General features: G+C 38.4%; 16 protein-coding genes. 5 read left to right on the top strand and 11 right to left on the bottom strand.

What is annotated here, in order from left to right; genetic code table 11:
• Nucleotides 1–18: 18 nt before the first annotated feature.
• Complete coding sequence (locus H5116_RS01630) at nucleotides 19–693, top strand: response regulator (protein WP_182715409.1); 675 nt, start codon at nucleotides 19–21, stop codon at nucleotides 691–693.
• 24 nt (nucleotides 694–717) lie between these two features.
• Here H5116_RS01630 and H5116_RS01625 read toward each other — a convergent pair whose 3' ends face one another.
• Nucleotides 718–1,575, bottom strand: a complete 858-nt coding sequence (locus tag H5116_RS01625; protein WP_182715408.1) for a PA4780 family RIO1-like protein kinase — start codon at nucleotides 1,573–1,575, stop codon at nucleotides 718–720.
• 302 nt (nucleotides 1,576–1,877) lie between these two features.
• Here H5116_RS01625 and H5116_RS01620 point away from each other — a divergent pair, with 302 nt between their 5' ends.
• Nucleotides 1,878–2,153, top strand: coding sequence for an EF-hand domain-containing protein (locus H5116_RS01620; RefSeq protein WP_007581281.1), 276 nt, complete (start codon nucleotides 1,878–1,880; stop codon nucleotides 2,151–2,153).
• 12 nt (nucleotides 2,154–2,165) lie between these two features.
• Nucleotides 2,166–2,621 (top strand): hypothetical protein, encoded by a 456-nt coding sequence (locus H5116_RS01615; RefSeq protein WP_024604676.1) that lies wholly within the window; start codon nucleotides 2,166–2,168, stop codon nucleotides 2,619–2,621.
• A gap of 88 nt (nucleotides 2,622–2,709) precedes the next feature.
• Here the strand turns inward: H5116_RS01615 and H5116_RS01610 are convergent, their stop codons facing one another.
• From H5116_RS01610 to H5116_RS01590, 5 genes are all read right to left on the bottom strand, one after another.
• Nucleotides 2,710–4,089, bottom strand: coding sequence for a VCBS repeat-containing protein (locus H5116_RS01610; RefSeq protein ID WP_182715407.1), 1,380 nt, complete (start codon nucleotides 4,087–4,089; stop codon nucleotides 2,710–2,712).
• A gap of 500 nt (nucleotides 4,090–4,589) precedes the next feature.
• Nucleotides 4,590–6,530 carry an EAL domain-containing protein gene (locus H5116_RS01605; protein WP_182715406.1) on the bottom strand — a complete coding sequence of 647 codons (1,941 nt, stop codon included), beginning with the start codon at nucleotides 6,528–6,530 and terminating at the stop codon, nucleotides 4,590–4,592.
• Nucleotides 6,531–6,789: 259 nt separating this feature from the next.
• On the bottom strand, nucleotides 6,790–7,635 hold the full coding sequence (gene yghU / locus H5116_RS01600; RefSeq protein WP_002958173.1) for a glutathione-dependent disulfide-bond oxidoreductase: 846 nt from the start codon (nucleotides 7,633–7,635) through the stop codon (nucleotides 6,790–6,792).
• Nucleotides 7,636–7,722: 87 nt separating this feature from the next.
• A complete protein-coding gene (locus tag H5116_RS01595) occupies nucleotides 7,723–8,304 on the bottom strand; it encodes a rhomboid family intramembrane serine protease (protein ID WP_182715405.1) in 582 nt (193 codons plus the stop codon).
• Nucleotides 8,305–8,420: 116 nt separating this feature from the next.
• Complete coding sequence (locus H5116_RS01590) at nucleotides 8,421–9,104, bottom strand: type 1 glutamine amidotransferase domain-containing protein (RefSeq protein WP_024597040.1); 684 nt, start codon at nucleotides 9,102–9,104, stop codon at nucleotides 8,421–8,423.
• 157 nt (nucleotides 9,105–9,261) lie between these two features.
• Between H5116_RS01590 and H5116_RS01585 the strand changes: the two genes are divergently transcribed.
• Nucleotides 9,262–10,185: a LysR family transcriptional regulator gene (locus H5116_RS01585; protein ID WP_024597041.1), complete on the top strand. Its 924-nt coding sequence runs from the start codon at nucleotides 9,262–9,264 to the stop codon at nucleotides 10,183–10,185.
• Nucleotides 10,186–10,204: 19 nt separating this feature from the next.
• On the opposite strand, the gene H5116_RS01580 is transcribed toward H5116_RS01585, so the two are convergent.
• The 5 genes from H5116_RS01580 to H5116_RS01560 form a co-directional block, all read right to left on the bottom strand.
• A complete protein-coding gene (locus tag H5116_RS01580; RefSeq protein WP_182715404.1) occupies nucleotides 10,205–10,939 on the bottom strand; it encodes a dienelactone hydrolase family protein in 735 nt (244 codons plus the stop codon).
• A 511-nt stretch (nucleotides 10,940–11,450) separates the two neighbouring features.
• Nucleotides 11,451–12,776: a glycerophosphodiester phosphodiesterase family protein gene (locus tag H5116_RS01575; RefSeq protein ID WP_182715403.1), complete on the bottom strand. Its 1,326-nt coding sequence runs from the start codon at nucleotides 12,774–12,776 to the stop codon at nucleotides 11,451–11,453.
• Between the two features lie 69 nt (nucleotides 12,777–12,845).
• Complete coding sequence (locus H5116_RS01570) at nucleotides 12,846–13,697, bottom strand: carboxylate/amino acid/amine transporter (RefSeq protein ID WP_182715402.1); 852 nt, start codon at nucleotides 13,695–13,697, stop codon at nucleotides 12,846–12,848.
• A 114-nt stretch (nucleotides 13,698–13,811) separates the two neighbouring features.
• Complete coding sequence (locus tag H5116_RS01565) at nucleotides 13,812–15,947, bottom strand: M3 family metallopeptidase (protein ID WP_182715401.1); 2,136 nt, start codon at nucleotides 15,945–15,947, stop codon at nucleotides 13,812–13,814.
• Between the two features lie 213 nt (nucleotides 15,948–16,160).
• Nucleotides 16,161–16,367, bottom strand: a complete 207-nt coding sequence (locus H5116_RS01560; protein ID WP_002958182.1) for a hypothetical protein — start codon at nucleotides 16,365–16,367, stop codon at nucleotides 16,161–16,163.
• Between the two features lie 196 nt (nucleotides 16,368–16,563).
• Between H5116_RS01560 and H5116_RS01555 the strand changes: the two genes are divergently transcribed.
• The gene (locus H5116_RS01555) at nucleotides 16,564–17,424 is read left to right on the top strand and encodes a mechanosensitive ion channel family protein (RefSeq protein ID WP_182715400.1); all 861 of its coding nucleotides are present in this window, start codon (nucleotides 16,564–16,566) and stop codon (nucleotides 17,422–17,424) included.
• Nucleotides 17,425–17,539 lie beyond the last annotated feature (115 nt).

Genomic DNA, 17,539 nt, shown 5'->3' with positions numbered 1-17,539 from the left:
TTACTTACAGAGATGCCTATGAGTGAACAAATACTAATTGTGGAAGATGAAGTAAAGCTAGCTAACTTAATGAGTGACTTTTTAAGCAGCCATCACTTTATTACTCATCAAATACATCACGGGAATGAAGTATTACCTTGGCTTGAAATTAACAGGCCGAGTGTAATCTTGCTAGACATAATGTTACCAGGGCAAAGTGGTATTGAACTGTGTAAAGCAATCAGGCGCTTTTCAAACGTGCCTATTATTATGGTATCGGCAAAGGTAGAAGAAATAGATAGATTACTTGGGCTTGAATTAGGTGCAGATGATTATATTTGTAAGCCGTTTAGTTATGCTGAGCTGGTGGCACGCGTAAAAGCTATTTTAAGGCGATTAAATAACGCAAGTGATGTTACAGAGTCAACAATGAAGCTTGACGAGAGCAGCTACAGCGTAAAATACAAATCAAGCAGTATAGAGCTGACAAACTTTGAATTTCAGCTATTTAAACCTTTGTTTAACAACCCAAATCGTATTTATTCGCGTGATAGTTTGATGGATACTATGTATGCCGATCAGCGTATTGTGAGCCACCGTACTATTGATAGCCATATTAAAAAGTTGCGTAAAAAACTAGATGAAGTGACACAAACTGAAAGTGTTATCCAGTCTGTTTATGGGGTTGGCTACCGGTTTGTGCATCCACAGTAAGGTGGAATGAGCTATGACGATGAGTTACTCATCGTCGTCAGCATTTTTAATTCGCTCTAAACGGTCAAACTCTTCGTATTCGGCAGCTTGAATTTCATCAAGAATAGAATCTACATCAGCAAGTTTGTCGCTGTCTTCAAATTCACCTGTAAGCGTTGAATTAGGCGTTAAATTGGCCTCTTCAAATAGTGCCCACATTTCTTTAGCGTATTGAGTTTTTAGTATGCTTGGCGCAAATTCACCATAGTAGCGGCGTATGTTATTTACATCGCGTGCAAACATAGCTTGTGCACTGTTATTTGCTGAAGCGTTAACGGCTTGCGGTAAATCTATAATTACAGGGCCGTTATTATCTACAAGTACATTAAACTCAGATAAATCACCGTGTATTATACCAGCGCAAAGCATTAACTTAATGTAATGTATCATGAGTTTATACTGCTCAATCGCTTGCTCTTCACTAAAAACGACATGTCCTAGTTGAGGGGCTACGTTACCATCTTCATCAGAGACGAGCTCCATAAGCAGCACGCCATCAATACAAAAGTAAGTATCAGGAACACGTACACCCACGCCAGCTAAACGAGATAACGCATCAACTTCGGCATTTTGCCAAATTTCTTCTTCTAATTGGCGGCCATAGCTAGAGCGTTTACCCATAGCACGCGCTTGGCGTCCACCACGTACCTTTCGGCCTTCTTGATATTGTGCCGCTTTTTTAAAACTACGTTTAACCGCATCTTTATACACTTTCGCACAGCGAATATGTTCACCACAACGCACAATAAATACATCGGCTTCTTTACCGCTCATTAGTCGGCTTATTACTTCGTCAATAAGGCCATCATCAACAAGAGGTTGTAGGCGTTTAGGTATTTTCACAGATTGCCTGCTAAGTAGGGTTGGTTATTAATCATTATTTATGAAAGTGCTCTGTATTTGTTTGTTTAATTGGCTCAAGCAGTATATCAGCTTTGAGAATTAAGGGCAGTAACACTACTGCCAGAGAGTAATTAATCGTATTATTTTATTAGCTTATATATTGATTGCAAAGCAATCAACCAGAACTTTTTTTGAATCATCAGTTTTTATTAAAAATAATTTATTACTTCCTCATTATTTGCACATTGTTTGCGTTTTTAAAGCGTAATCTTAGTTTAATTCTTAAATACGAGGTTATTACTATGAAGCATTTTTCAACTCTTGCCACTGTGGCAATATTATCTATTGCTTTTTCAGCTAATGTAGCTGCTCGAGGCGGTGACAATCCTCCTGAAAAACCTGACTTTTCAACTATTGATACTGATGGTGATGGCGTAATCAGCTTTGAAGAGTTTAGTGCTAAAAAACCGCCGCACGGTGATGCACAAACAATTTTTGATTCTATAGATGCCGATGGTAATGGCGAAATTAGTGAACAAGAGCTTAGCGATCATAAACCACCTCGTCGTGAACGTTGAAAGGATACTAAAATGATTAATAATATTGGCAGCAGCTCTGCGAGTTTTGTGCCGCAACAAAGTAGTCAAGCTGCAAAATTAACAACAGAGCAAAGTGATTTTGTTAAAGAAACGCTTGCACAGTTTGATGCAGAAAACTTAACTAGCGACGATGCGCAAAGTATTCAAGCTGCATTTAAAGAACAAGGTATTGAACCAACAAAAGAGCTTGCTGATTTAATGGGCGAACTCGAGTTTGATGCTAAAAGCATTGGTGATGCAGGAAGAGCAGAAGGTCAAAGACCGCCGCCACCGCCACAAAACTCATTAGAATCAGTCGATACAGACGAGGTAGTGAGCTACTTAGATGAGCTCTTAACTGAGTATTCAAACCAGTTGTCTGATGAAGATAAAGAATCAATCCTTGCATCAGTGCAAGAGAAGTTTGGTTTAAGTGAAGGCGATTCACTGCTAAATGTAACTGCTTAGGTGTTATTACTTAGAGTAAAGCTGACTGTTACTCGAAAGTCTTAAGTCCAAAGCCCAACGGTTAATTCTGTTGGGCTTTTTTATTGGCTTAATTTAATCGTGTTTCTATTTTGCTGGTGCCATCTTCTTCGGTAAATTTAAATACAAAATCTTTTTTACCGTCTTGGTTTATATCTACCAGAAGAATATCTTTATTATTTTTAGGCAGCGTTAGCTTTAATTTTTTGCGTTTATCATTTAGCAGTGAGTCTTGCTCTCCATAATAAATATACAGCGTTTTTTTACTGTATTTGTATACCGCATCAATATAGCTATCGCCGTTAATGTCACCTAAATAGAGAGCCGGTTCTGATTCATCGCCATTCATCCCCACTTCCATTTCTAAATCAAGTTCAATACTCGATTTATTGGCAAATGAGCCGTCGGGTTGCTGCTTATAAAGATTCATTTCTACATCTACATCAGTACTGCCACCGCCTAATGCCATAGAGGCGATAGTACCTAAGCCAATATCTAAGTCCATTTTTTGTAAATCAATTAAGCCATCATTATTAAAATCAGTTTTGAGCAATAACTCACTAGGGCCCTGTGTTTCAAATAAGGTAATGGGCGTATTAGCAAAACCTTTAGCACTCCCTAGGTACAAAGTATGTGCTATTTTTATATCTAACGAATCCATACCTTGTGTAGGCTTAAACTGTCTGGTTGTAAAATCTAGAAATCCGTCGTTATTAATATCAATAATTTGCTTTATTTTGCGGGTCTCGCCATTGCTTAGCTCGCCGAGCTCAATGCTAAAATCAATTGAGGTAAGCTTTTGCTCAAAGCCCTCTGAATTAGCAAGTAGTACATCTGCTCCAAAGTCATTTGAAAAAACCAGGTCGTTTAATCCGTCGTGGTTAAAATCGATAACCACAGGTTTATTGTTAATATTAACTTCTAAAGAAAGCCCTTTTCCTGAAAAGCGGCCTTCATATTTAGGTATTTGCTTAAATTGGTTAGGCTTAAAGCTGCCATCTTTATTTTGAATGTATAAAGTACTGCTTGCTAACCCAGGAATGAAAATATCGCTTAGACCATCGTTGTTAGCATCGAAAACAAAGTCTACTTTTTCAAATTTATCTATTTTTAATTGATTAAGAACCGACTCATAATTAAACAACAATGTTGGTTTACCTGCTTGGGCTTTATATACGCCATCACTTGTTAGTACGAGTGCTTGTTTATCGGTGATGTTAGCAAGTGTTGCCACATCAAACCCGATGGCGTTTTTTGGTAAAGCAAGTTCACTACTAAGTGATGTAAGTAAATTGATGGCTTCTAATTGTTTTAATTCTTTATTATATGCAAATAAAATCTCTGAATCGGTTGATACTAATTCATCCGTTGTTTTTATTGCCATTGTTTGAGCTATAACGCTTATGGGGGTAAGTAAAGTGATGAGTGAATAGCAAAGTGGTTTTATCATGCAAATTCCTTTTTTATATTTAGTTGTATCGTTAAAGTTTTTATTATTTAAGCAGCGTCAGCGCATAATTTTACCTACTATCCAGCGCTGGGGCTTTTTCGTTTAAACGTAATATACATATGTAAGTTGGATTATATTTAGCCTACGCTAATTACTATGTACTGGGTGTAAGCAATTGTAAGATTATGTTTTAGGGAGGGGCTGTTGACCTTTAAGGATTGAAATTTGTTCAATCCAAGGACGATTTAATCGCGGCGCGAGGTTTGTAACCTAGTAACAAAGAGTCAATCTCCCTAGGCAGAACCCTTCGGACAGCGCATGTTTGGCATTAATACTACGTTATCAACTATGTATGGTTAATAACCACACTTCATAGGCTCTGCCTTGCTTAAATACCAGACAGTCTACTGCAAATTCAACCTCAAAAAATAAACAGGCCCTAATAAGAAAGGTTGCGCATAACTCATATGGTAGCTAAGCGCTTTTAGAGGTGTTTGCTATTAACTACATTGCTTATTTTGCTCATTTAAATAAGCATCTACAAAACCTACTTCCATCGGTTTTGAAAAGTAATAACCTTGTAGGTGAGATACACCAATTTTAGTGAGTGTGTTTGCTTGCTCAATAGTTTCAACGCCTTCTGCAACAACAGTAAAATCTAAAGTAGAGGCCATTTGTACAATTGCATGAATAATACTTAACCCTCTTTTATCCATATTTTGAATAAAGCTTCTGTCTATTTTTACTATATCTACACCAATATCAAGCATGCTTGATAGTGATGAGTAGCCTGTACCAAAATCATCAATTGAAATACAAAAGCCTTGTTTTTGTAGTGCTTTAACGGCTGTCAAAAATGTGAGTTTATCCTCGGCAAATACTGACTCAGTAATTTCTATGTGTAGGTTTTTAGGTTCTACCTGGTGGCGATTTACTATTTTTAATACCTTAGATACAAAATCAGGGTCTTGTAGCTGAATAACCGATACGTTTACGCTTATAGCAATTTGTGGTTGTAAGTGACTTAATTTTGTTGCTTGTATACATGCCTGTTCTATTACCCAAATACCTAACTCGGTTATTAAACCGTATTGCTCGGCAATAGCTATAAATTCATCAGGGAAAATATTTTCACCATCTAGTTGCCAGCGTAATAATGATTCAAAAGAGGTTACTTTTGAGGTTTTGCTATCAACAATTGGTTGAAATACTAGCCTTAAACTATTTTCTTCTATGGCACTGGCTAGGCGTTGACTCAAAAGATACTCCCTTTCTTGTATTAATTTGAGTGAATCGTTATAAATATTGATATTACCTTTCGCGATGCGTTTTTGGTGATACATTGCAGTATCAGCAGAGCGAATTAAAGTATTAAAATCACTCCCGTGCTCAGGATACATGGCAATACCAATAGTTGCAGATACCCATTTTTGATATTTATATGTTTCATGCTCGGCACCAATGCTTTGAAGTACTTTATCTGCAAACTCGATAAGCTCAGCTTGTTTTTGATACGTTGCTAAAATTAAAAACTCATCCCCGCCCCATCGGCATTTAAATAGCTGTTGATTGCATACATTACTAATTCTTCGTGCTATTTCTTTTAATACTTTATCGCCTACTTTATGACCCAACGAATCATTTATTTGTTTAAACCCATCTAAATCTACAAATAATAAAGCAAAGGGTTCTTGAGGGTTGTCTGCTAGTTGTCTGTTTGCATTTTTTAAAAATGCGGTTCGGTTTAATAGATTTGTAAGTGGATCGGTATTCGATAAACGGTAGATTTCTTCTGTGCGTTGCTCAACCTTGTTTTCCATTTCATTAAGCAGCTCTCTGTTTTGGTTTTTGAGCTTGATTGCGCTGTGTGTAAATGTGGCTGATTTGTACGATGAAGCCACCATAATAGCAGTAAATGCTAGGCCTAAAATACCGAGGACAGAGTTGTAGTTTTCGTTAGAAAAGGTTAATAAAAAAGAGTAGGGCGCCAGTAAAATAATGCTATAGAGTACAGCGGTTACTCGACTTCCTGAAAGCAGATTTGCAGAGCCTCCTGCAAAGGCAGATAAAATAGCAATCGTGGTTGTCGTCTCTATTGCTGATGAGGTGCTATGAAACCAAAGTGCATACCCACACCACGATAGCGCAGTTAAAATACACCCCGTTGAAAATCTTTTTGAGTATGTGTCAGCATTAAATAGCGGGCTATCCTTTTTGGTTTTATAAAACCACATTACATCAATAGCGCGAGCTGCTAATAAGACAACCATAATGCTTAGCCAAATACTTTTTTCGTAGGATATTTTCTGGTTATTTAAATCAAAAGCAAACACTAATATAAAACTGACTACAGTCGAAATGGCAATGCCAGAGATGGCATTAGAGTATAAAATTTTAACGGTTTCTCTGCGTTCTTCACTATTTAGATTTTTATATGGCACTAAGTAAAACCTTATACAAAAGTCACTCCAACTAGCGATGGAGAAACGTTCAAGAAATACAGCAAATATTTCAGATGAACAAAAGCGTATTAAACATCGATTAGTTAGGCTCTAATCCTGAGTATAAGAATAAATATAGTTTATGAAAGCAAAAAAAAAAGCTAGCACAGTAAAAAGGCTCATAATAAATAATCATTATGAGCCTTAAAATTATTAAGCAGGTTAAAGTGTTAACGACTTTACTTGCTGTTTAGTAGATTTAACCTTCGAAATCACTATCGTTATGGCGCTCTGCCATTTGATCTTCTTCAGGGCCCCATGTGCGATTTACGCGGCGGCCGCGCTTTACAGCAGGGCGATCAGCAACTTGTTTTGCCCAACGAACAACATGAGTGTATGAGGCAACATCTAAAAATTCAGCTGCATCATATAAGTCGCCTAAAACAAGCGAGCCATACCAAGGCCAAATTGCAATATCGGCAATTGAGTATTCATCACCCGCCATGTATTCATTTTCGCTTAAATGACGATTTAACACGTCAAGTTGGCGTTTAGTTTCCATGGTAAAACGATCAATAGGGTATTGCATTTTACTTGGTGCGTAACTATAAAAGTGACCAAACCCACCACCTAAGTATGGCGCTGAGCCCATTTGCCAAAATAGCCAGTTACGACACTGCGTTTTAGCTTTTAAATCCTTAGGGATGAGTACATCAAATTTTTCAGCCAAATACTGTAAAATAGAACCTGATTCAAAGATGCGAGTAGGTGGTGTGGTTGAATGATCCATTAGCGCTGGGATTTTTGAGTTTGGATTAATATCAACAAAGTCAGATCCAAACTGATCGCCATCACCTATGTTTATTAAATATGCGTCATAGTCTGCATCGGTGCAACCAAGCTGTAAAAGCTCTTCAAACATGATTGTAGCTTTTTGGCCATTTGGCGTAGCAAGAGAATAAAGCTGAAATGCGTGCTCGCCAATAGGTAGAGTTTTGTCATGAGTCGCGCCTGCAATTGGGCGGTTAATGCTGGCAAATTTACCGCCACTTTCACTTTCCCACGTCCATACTTTTGGTGGCGTGTATTCGTTTTGATCACTCATAAATAACCTCAATGTTAAATGGAAATGTTTAATACTTACTCATAAATGTGGCCATAAAAAATTAATTAAAGGCCCTAAATATTTAATTTACCGACCTTTTAATTTATCGGCTTTTGCTAATCTATAACCTAAAAACAACCCGCTTAGCGCTCCAAATAAATGGCTTTCAAACGATACATGATAGCGCTGAGGTAAAACACCCCATATAAAACCGCTATAAAGTATAGCCACTACAACTGCAATTATAATTGATTTTAATGAGCGTCTTACTAATCCGTAGCATAGAATAAAGCCCCATAAACCATATATAACACCGCTTAAACCAACATGTATGTTACTGCGCCCAAATGCCCAAACTAAAAGTCCACCGACTAGAGCGGTAAAAATAAATACGTTATAAAAACGTTTTACGCTGTACTGGCAAATTAGCCAACTTAATACTACAAATGGGATCATATTACTGGCAAAGTGCCACCAGCTACCATGTAAAAAAGGTGCGCATAGTATGCCAATTAATCCTTGGATACTGCGTGGATATATGCCTAAACCATTAATATTTATGCCAGGTAGACTATTGATCACCTGTAGTACGAAGCAAATAACAACAATACTAAATATTGCGAAACGGGTACTTGTTAGTAATGACAGTGTGGTTGGCTTGGTTGCCATATAATCGCCCTAATTGACTTTAAGAGTTGCCAGTATAGGAATTGTATTTGCTAATGAAAAGCAATTAAAAAAGCACAGCATTAAATGCTGTGCTTAATTTTAATTATTACTCACTATTAACCTAATTTAGTTAATAGTTTTTTTGCAGCTAGTTCAGAGCTTGCTGGGTTTTGGCCGGTAATTACTAAACCGTCTTCTAGTGCTAATACACCCCAGTCGTCAGTTTTTTGATAATCGCCACCTTTTTTAATTAGCTCGTCTTCAACTAAAAATGGCACGATATCGGTAAGTTGCACTGCAGCTTCTTCAGAGTTAGTAAAACCAGTTACTTTTTTACCCGCTACTAGTGCATTGCCATCGGCATCTTTAACATTTAAAAATGCAGCACTTGCATGACATACCGCAGCAACAGGTTTTTGCTCTTTTACAAAGCTTTCGATAAGAGAGATTGAATCTGTGTTGTCAACCAAGTCCCATAATGGACCGTGACCGCCTGGGTAAAATACAGCGTCAAAATCGCTAGATTTTACTTCACTCAACACTTTAGTGTTTGCCATAAGTGTTTGTGCTGCGCTATCGGCGTCGTAACGTTTAGTTGCATCTGTTTGAAAATCGGCAAGTGTACTTGTCGGATCAATGGGTGGTTGGCCGCCAGCTGGAGACGCTAATGTTACTTCAACGCCTGCATCAACGAAGGCGTAATAAGGGGCTGCAAATTCTTCTACCCAAAAACCTGTTTTTTCGCCAGTGTTACCAAGTTCTGCGTGAGATGTAAGAACCATAAGTACTTTTTTAGACATTGAATATATTCCTTCTGATGATTTGAATTAGTTTATCTTGCTTACCAATTACTATATGCACTAACACTGCTTTAAACAACGATGATAAATTTAACTTTATTGGTTTAATAATTGATACAATAAAAAGGTTGAATTTAAAACACACTACGGAGCATTTATGAAAGTGTCGTTTGAGCAGTTAAAGAGCATGGTTGTATTTGCACAAATTGTAGAGCAGGGCAGCTTAACCGCTGCTGCCAAACAGCTAGGGCTTACGCGAGCAGTTGCAAGTTATCATTTAAAAAAATTAGAAACGCAGCTTGAAGTTACTTTACTAAATCGCTCAACCCGTACCATGGCGCTCACTGAAGCGGGCATTGCTTATTATGAGCGTTGTAGAATAATTACCGAACAAGCTAATGCGGCTAATCAGCAAATAGAAAATATAAAGAGCGAGCCACAAGGTTTACTTAAAATTAGTTGCCCAGTAAATGTGGGAATGCAGTTAATTGTGCCTGCAATAAATACGTTTAAGCGCCAATATCCTAAAATTCAAATAGACTTACAGCTTACTGACGATGTGGTTGATATTATTAAAAATGGGTTTGATTTTGCAATTAGGGGCGTGGCACTGAGTGACTCCAACTTGCAGGCAACCAAGCTGACTACAATGAGCACTTGTATTTGTGGCGCGCCGGAATACTTTGCACATTTTGGTAAACCTAAAACGCCTTTAGAGCTAGCAGAGCACCAATGGGTCGTTTATCAATTGGGCAGTAAAACATTAACACTTCAAAAAGATGGCAAAAAACACGATATTACAATGCAAGGCGCCTTAAGCACCAATAATGCCGCTGCTCGTACTGCTTTTGTTGAAGCAGGGCATGGCATTGGGCGTATTCCGCTTTACGATGCGTGGCCAAAAGTGCAAGCTGGACTGCTTGAAATAATATTAGATGATTATAAAAGCAAAGATATTGAGCTTTACGGGGTATTTCCGCCAGGGGCTGCGGGCTCTAAAAAGCTACGATTGTTTATTGATTACTTAAAAGCATACTTTGTAAAACAGCATACCGCTTTAGGTATGCTGAAAAGTACTTAATGAGTAGTTTTTACAGCATTTATAAAGTTCGGCTAAATAATGCCACCGCTTGTTGATACATATTTATCGCAAGGGCTGCATCGTATCGCTCACCTTCATCACGCATAAAGGCATGCTGTGCGTTAACTTCCTGCCACTGGTAATTGATGCCTGTGCTTACGCATTGCTGGTATATTTTAGCGCGGCCTTCTTTTGGCACATGCGGGTCTTGTTTGCCCCATATAAAGTGAATTTCGCCTTGTATATCAGCCATACGCTCGAATGAGTTATTTCCAGCTTGTGCAGGCAATGTATTGCTGTGAATATCAGTTGCGTATAAACAAAAAGCCGCATTAATTTCAGGATTTAGTGCCGCTCTGTAAGCTAAGTGACCGCCAATACATACGCCCATTGCGCCGACGGAGCCTGTGCAATAGCTTTGTAATCTAATGAAGTCGATCATAGTTTGTGTGTCACTGTCGTGGTGCTCAAGTGGCTTTGCCCACTTGTCGGCATTGCCTTTGTCTTTACCTGTATCATCATAAGCAAGCACAGTGCCTATAGGGTTTAACTCATGAAACACTTCAGGCACTAACACTACAAAGCCATGGCTTGCTAAAATAGCTGCGCTGCGTGCGATGGGGGCAGTTTGCTGAAATATTTCAGAATAAAAAATGATAGCAGGGAACTGTCCTTGCGCTTGAGGGCGATATACAGTTGTTCGCATTAAACCTGTCGGTGTTGGCAAGTCAGCATTATGTTGTTGGATTATCATAAAAAGCGCTCAGTAAAATAAAATTATATATGCTGATATGGTAACTGAGCGCGATAAAATATACGACTTTTGTCGTTGAGTATTTATACCAACCTGCATAAATCTTTGATCAATTTAACGAATTAAATTTCACTACAACGTCGTTAAAAATTTTTTATTTAGAACAACTAGATAAAAAAATTTTTGCCTAGTTCTAGGGCCTATTGACCTTTCAGGATTAAAATTTGTTCAATCTAGGGGGCATTTAATCGCGGCGCGAGGTTTGTAACCTAGTGGGCTAAGTAAAAACCGAGTAACAAAGAGTAAATAGCCCCTAGGCAGAACCCTTTGGGCAGCGCCTGTTTGGCATTTATGCTACGTTATCGCCTATTTATGGGGAATAACCACACTACATAGGCTCTGCCTTGCCTAAATACCAAACAGTCTGATGCAAATTTAACCTCGAAAGATAAACAGGCCCTAGCGTAATTTTCTTAACGTTAAATAGACCCCATATATAAGCAGATTGGTATTAAATACTTGCAGGCATTTTATTACAACTGGCGTAGTAACTTACCGTAGCCGGCCAATCTGAAAAAATACCCATTACCCCCACGTCCTTTGCGAGTACGTCGACTACTGTCATCATGTCGCCATCGTTATCTATAACATCAGCAATTGATTGATAGTAATAACCTCCACCTTCATTAAGCGGGCCCGAGCGCTCAAGGCTCCATGCAATAAGCTTTAAACCTGCTGCTTTTGCGTCAATAGCGTATTGCGATGGCACAATATTACTTTCGTTATCTATTGTTAGCATCATCCAAATTGGAGGAGCTAAAATTTTCACCCCATCAGCCACTAACTCATCCATACCCGGTTGCCATGTTTGTGGGTTACTTGGATCAAATCCGGCTTCACTGTCACGTCCATCTAGGTAAACGCTTTTATCTGCAAAGTCAGGGTTATTGTTAATCCAGTACTTTACGTCTTCAAGGTTAAATGATTGCGGATAAACTTTTGAGGCTGGCACACCCATTTGCGTGTACTCGTCTAGCATTTTTTGCGCATATTGTTCTTGCGTCATTCCATCAAATGGCATACTTACTTGTGGCGATTTTAGCTCTGGTGTCATTTTTACACCTAGCTCATTAAACAGTGCAATGCTTTGTTTATGGGTCATCAATGTGCCGTTGGTGGCATATAAATCAGTGCGCCAACTTGGTGTGCCATCCATGTAATCGGCAACGGTCGTTGCATTAGTGTTTGCACCATCCATTTTACCTTCAAGGGTTAAAAACTCCGCTAAGCTTATATCGCTGGTACAACATTTAGCTGATGCGGCAATACCATTAGCAGGGTCGGCTGGTGTAAATGGCACACTGCATTTAGCTGCAAGTTCAGGAATAGCTAAAATATTAGTTGTGGTATGTAAATCGCATTGAGAGTGGCGACAAACAAGCTCTTTGTCGTTTGTAAATGTAACATCGCATTCAACAATGCCAGCGCCCATTCTCGCTGCCGCAATGTAGGCTTCTTTAGTGTGTTCGGGGTATTGCATTGATGCACCGCGATGACCAATAGAAAAATCGGTGCGGTAAAAAGGACCTTCGCTGCATGACTCTAATTTTGTTTTTAGTGTGCTTTGCGCCATATTGTTAATTAAATAGTCAGGGCGAGTCCCTAGCTGAATATTTACTCCTTCAGCAACCTCTACAACAATGGGCGTAGGTACTTCAACAATTTCCACTTCGGTGTTGGTAACAACCACTTCTTTTTCTACTATTTCTACATCATCGTCGCAGCCTGCAAGTGTGGCTAACAATATACAGCTTGTAAGTAAGGTAATACGTTTCATTGTTTATCCTTAAAAAGTAAAATTTGTACTACCTTAATGATTATTAATGACAATTTTGCTACAAGCTTATTAATTTACTTTTTTATTAAGCATTTGATTGACCAATAATGCACCTAACATTATAGCAGCCCCAATACTTAACCGAACTATATCGGCATCTCTGTTCCAGATCAGCACGTTAATTATAATCCCAGCTGGAATAAGCAAGTTATTCATAACTGCCAAAGCACCTACGTTGACAAGGGTTGCGCCTTTATTCCACATAAAGTAACCAAGTCCTGATGCAACCAACCCTAAATAAATTAGTATGCCCCACTGTGTGAAAGTGGTTGGTAATTTGTTTGAGTTACCAAATAATGCATAGCAAATTGTGGCAATAATAAGTGCGCCTATAAAAAACCATCCAAATACGGCTTTGTCATCAAGCTGATTGTTATTCATTAAGCGTTTGTAGGTAACTTGGCCTACAGCAAAACTTATATTCGCCCCTTGAACGATTAATAAGCCGATTATGAAATCGCTATTTAGGTTTTCGTAACGAATAGTAATTGCACCGATTACAGCAATAAGTGCGACTATAAAAAAGCGTGGGCTAAAGCGTCTGTCCAATACATCATTTAGCAGGGTAATGTACAAAGGAGTCATTACAGTAAATAGCAGCACTTCGGGAACGGTTAAAAATAAAAATGAGTGGTAGTAAAAGCTATACATAACACCAAGTTGTATAGCGCCAATCAGCATAAGCTTTAAGGCTAAAGGTTTAGGCGTTTGTTTAAGCTTTAAAAAAGGTAAAAAAATCAGTGTTGCCAGTGCTATGCGTATTAATACGCTAAACCAAGCGTCAACTTGGCCTGCTAAATACACACCAATTAAACTAAACGAAAACGCCCAAAGCAAAGTGACTGCAAATAAGTACTGCATAACCATCATCTTTTAATAAATATTGAGCTAAGTTTATCTGTTATATGTGAGGGTATAAACAATAAAAGCCCGCAAGCGGGCTTTTATAAAAGTGAGCTTAATAAATTAAGTTATTTACTCAACTAAACCACGGCGCTTAAGTAATGCGTCGGTAGTTGGTTTTTGACCTCTAAACTCAATGTAGCTTTGCATTAAGTCGCGGCTATTACCTTTAGATAGGATTTCTTTACGGAACTTATCACCATTTTTACGTGTTAAGCCGCCGTTGTTTTCCATGTGTGCAAAGGCATCGGCTGCAAATACTTCAGTCCAAAGGTATGCGTAGTAACCCGCAGAGTAACCACCGGCAAATGTATGGCTAAAGTAGTTTGATTTATAGCGCGGTGGTACAGGGTAGTAATCAATACCGTGTGCTTTTAGCGCATCGCTTTCAAACTTTTGAACATCAGTAATTTTTTTATCTGAGCCAAACGAGTGCCATTCCATATCAAGTAAAGCAGCTGCTAAATATTCAGTGGTACCAAAACCTTGGTTGAATTTTTGCGATGCAAGTACTTTATCAAGTAAAGCTTGTGGAATTGGCTCACCTGTTTTGTAGTGTTTGGCGTAGTTAGCAAGTACCGTAGGTTCAATCATCCAATCTTCATTCGCTTGCGACGGAAACTCAACAAAGTCACGCGCTGTAGCAGTACCTGCTAAGCTTGGGTATTTAACGTCAGAGAATAAACCGTGCGCCGCATGACCAAACTCATGGAACATAGTTGACACTTCGTCAAACGTCATTAACGTTGGCTCGCCTGCAGCAGGTTTTGGAATATTTTGGGCATTGTAAATTACAGGTTTAGTGCCTTTTAAGCCGCTTTGACTTACGTAAGCGCTCATCCATGCACCGCCACGCTTACCTTCACGTGCGTATGGGTCTAAGTAAAATAAACCGATGGCGCTGCCGTCAGCGTTGAATACTTCGTAGGCTGTAACATCTTCATGATAAACCGGTAAGTCTTTACGCTCTTTAAATGTAATACCGTATAGCTTGTTCATTGCAAAGAATAAACCATCGTGAATTACAGAATCCATTTCAAAGTAAGGCTTAACAAGGGCAGGATCTAAGTCGTACTTTTCAGCACGTACTTTTTCTGCGTAAAAAGCCCAATCCCATGGTTTAAGCTCAAAGCTTTCACCTGAATCGTTAATTACTTTTTGAATAGCAGCTGCTTCAATTTTAGCTTTTTCAACTGCTTTTGGTGCTAGGTCATCTAAAATGCCGTACACGTTATCAGTTGTTTGTGCCATACGCGAAGTCATTACATACGATGCCCAATCTTTAAACCCTAGTAGCTCTGCTTTTTGAGCGCGTAGGTTTGTTTCTTCAATAATAATTGGGCCGTTAGTTTTTGCTGCACGGTTAGCAGAGGCTTTAAATATTTGCTCACGTAGGTCGCGGTTTTCAAGGCTTGATAAAATTGGCTGTTGAGTCGTATTTACTAGCGTGATCATGTAGCCGTCTTTACCTGCTTTTTGAGCAGCGGCCGCAAGACCTGCAATTTCACCTTCAGAAAGGCCAGCAAGTTTAGATTTATCGGTAACTACAATGACATCTTCTTTAAACGATTTTAAAATGTTTTGAGAAAACGCAGTAGAAAGCTCTGCAAGTTGTGAGTTGATTTCACGCATTTTTGCTTTTTCAGCGTCATTTAATTTAGCGCCTGCTTTTACAAATTGCTTATAGTAAAAATCCACAAGGCGTTGATCTTCAGCATTAAGCGAGTCTTTGTTGTCGTAAATAGTTTGTACGCGCTTGAATAATGCACCATTTAAGTAAATGTCGTCAGAGTGAGCAGATAATACCGGCGCCATTTTTTTACTTATACGTTGGTATTCGTCATCAGAAATCAAACCTGAAAGGTTATAAAAAGCAGCTGATACACGATTTAGTAGCTCGCCAGACATTTCCATTTCAACTAATGTATTTTTAAAAGTTGCAGGAGCTGGGTTGTTAGCAATAGCTTGTATTTGCGCAGTATGCTGAGCAATACCAGCATCAAAGCCGGCTTCGTAGTCTTTTGTACCAAACTTATCAAACTCAGGTGCCATGTATTGTAATGGGCTTGGTTTGAATAAAACATTGTTTGCGTTCATGTCTTGCACTTGTGCTGCGCTCTCTTTTGCCATGTCTTGAGGTTCGTTTGAAGAACAAGCCGATAGGATTAGGGCACTAGCAATAGTAGTGGCGATCAGGGTTTTACGCATAATAACTCCATAAAAAGATTAGCCGAAATAGGCTTTGCGAGTCGAAAAACCTAGTTAACTTATCAAATTTGTGGGTTTATACAATAAAGTTTATCGGTATTAAGGGGGATTTGAACGCAAATTAGCTAATAATTAGTATTAAGGTGGGTAAAAGTAGCTCTAAAATCAAACGTTAAAGCTACTTAAACATACGATTGTGTGTTTAATAGAGGGTTAGTTATAACCTAAAACAAATTTTTTCTCTGAGCCAAAGCTATTAGATTGCTGCCCAAACTCTTTATTAATAGTTGCTAGAGTTTGCTCTTGTTCGGCGAGCAAGCACAAAACCTTATTTCGGTAATCTAGGCTGCTTTCAAACAATTTTAAATCTACTTGCGGCTGCAAAGTAGCGAGTCTTTGATTTAGAGTAAGTTGTGTCATATGTGATCTCCAGTGCTTGTACACTATTTATATAGCACTCGGTGCAATAAAGAGTTAATAAATTGTTTATAAAATTCATATTGAACTTATTAACTTGGCGTTTTAGTTATATTATGACGTGCTAAGCTTAGCGAAAACTGAACCACACTTATTTTTAGTGAACAAATAACAATCAAAAAAGATATTGGGAACACTTATGACCCTCGAACAAATTAATCAATACTTAGCCTTTGTAATATTCACTTATAACGATGTGAATATTACGGTAGCAAAAGTAATTCAAGTGCCACTTATATTGTTTGCTATGTGGTTTGTAGTCACACGTATTGGCAAGCTTATTAAAAAAACATTACTCGCTAAAAAAATAAGCCAAGATGCAGTGCATTTGTTTACTCGCATTTACTTTATTTTAAGTATCGCAATTTTAATTTTTACATCGCTTGAAGTGCTTAGCATCCCGCTTACGGCATTTGCTTTTGTATCCGGTGCGATTGCTATTGGTGTAGGTTTTGGTGCACAAAACATTATTAATAACTTTATCAGCGGTTGGATATTGATGTGGGAACGTCCAATTCGCATTGGTGACTTTTTAGAGGTAGGTAACGCAAAGGGCGTAGTTGAAACTATTAATACGCGTTCTACACGTATTCGCCGAAATGACGGCGTACATATGCTTATACCTAATTCTCAATTGCTCGAAAATACAGTAACAAACTGGACGCTGATAGATGGCAATGCACGCTCATCGGTCAGTGTCGGCGTTGCGTATGGTTCAGACGTTATACTGGTTAAAAAGCTTATCCAGCAAGTGCTTGATGAGCATGATGCAATATTGGTTAATCCAAAGTCATCAGTGTTATTTGATGACTTTGCAGATAGCTCGCTTGTATTTAATGCTATTTTTTGGGTATGCGCCGAGTCTGAAACCATGCTTAGAAAAGTGCGCAGTGATATTCGTTTTAGTATTTATGCTGTATTTGAAGAGCATGATGTAGTGATTGCGTTTCCACAGCGCGATATTCATATAGATGGTGAAATTGCTTTTAAAAGGTCGTAGTTCTAATAAAAAAAGTCGCTTGCGGGTGACTTTTTTATGAGTAACCACAACGTTTCTATTTTGGGTTAATATGTAAAGCAATCCATTTTTCCTACTTTACTTCGCGATCTTCAAT

Source organism: Pseudoalteromonas sp. SG45-2, assembly GCF_014164115.1.
Taxonomy (GTDB): Bacteria; Pseudomonadota; Gammaproteobacteria; order Enterobacterales; family Alteromonadaceae; genus Pseudoalteromonas; species Pseudoalteromonas distincta.
The sequence above is the reverse complement of the archived record's forward strand: the minus strand, read 5'-3'. Positions and strand labels throughout refer to the sequence as shown.

What these genes read in the sequence shown, in the direction of transcription:
- H5116_RS01630 (WP_182715409.1), top strand. Translation starts at nt 19, where the DNA reads ATGAGTGAACAAATACTAATTGTGGAAGATGAAGTAAAGCTAGCTAAC.
- H5116_RS01620 (WP_007581281.1), top strand. Translation starts at nt 1,878, where the DNA reads ATGAAGCATTTTTCAACTCTTGCCACTGTGGCAATATTATCTATTGCT.
- H5116_RS01615 (WP_024604676.1), top strand. Translation starts at nt 2,166, where the DNA reads ATGATTAATAATATTGGCAGCAGCTCTGCGAGTTTTGTGCCGCAACAA.
- H5116_RS01610 (WP_182715407.1), bottom strand. Translation starts at nt 4,089, where the DNA reads ATGATAAAACCACTTTGCTATTCACTCATCACTTTACTTACCCCCATA.
- yghU (WP_002958173.1), bottom strand. Translation starts at nt 7,635, where the DNA reads ATGAGTGATCAAAACGAATACACGCCACCAAAAGTATGGACGTGGGAA.
- H5116_RS01595 (WP_182715405.1), bottom strand. Translation starts at nt 8,304, where the DNA reads ATGGCAACCAAGCCAACCACACTGTCATTACTAACAAGTACCCGTTTC.
- H5116_RS01590 (WP_024597040.1), bottom strand. Translation starts at nt 9,104, where the DNA reads ATGTCTAAAAAAGTACTTATGGTTCTTACATCTCACGCAGAACTTGGT.
- H5116_RS01585 (WP_024597041.1), top strand. Translation starts at nt 9,262, where the DNA reads ATGAAAGTGTCGTTTGAGCAGTTAAAGAGCATGGTTGTATTTGCACAA.
- H5116_RS01580 (WP_182715404.1), bottom strand. Translation starts at nt 10,939, where the DNA reads ATGATAATCCAACAACATAATGCTGACTTGCCAACACCGACAGGTTTA.
- H5116_RS01575 (WP_182715403.1), bottom strand. Translation starts at nt 12,776, where the DNA reads ATGAAACGTATTACCTTACTTACAAGCTGTATATTGTTAGCCACACTT.
- H5116_RS01570 (WP_182715402.1), bottom strand. Translation starts at nt 13,697, where the DNA reads ATGCAGTACTTATTTGCAGTCACTTTGCTTTGGGCGTTTTCGTTTAGT.
- H5116_RS01565 (WP_182715401.1), bottom strand. Translation starts at nt 15,947, where the DNA reads ATGCGTAAAACCCTGATCGCCACTACTATTGCTAGTGCCCTAATCCTA.
- H5116_RS01560 (WP_002958182.1), bottom strand. Translation starts at nt 16,367, where the DNA reads ATGACACAACTTACTCTAAATCAAAGACTCGCTACTTTGCAGCCGCAA.
- H5116_RS01555 (WP_182715400.1), top strand. Translation starts at nt 16,564, where the DNA reads ATGACCCTCGAACAAATTAATCAATACTTAGCCTTTGTAATATTCACT.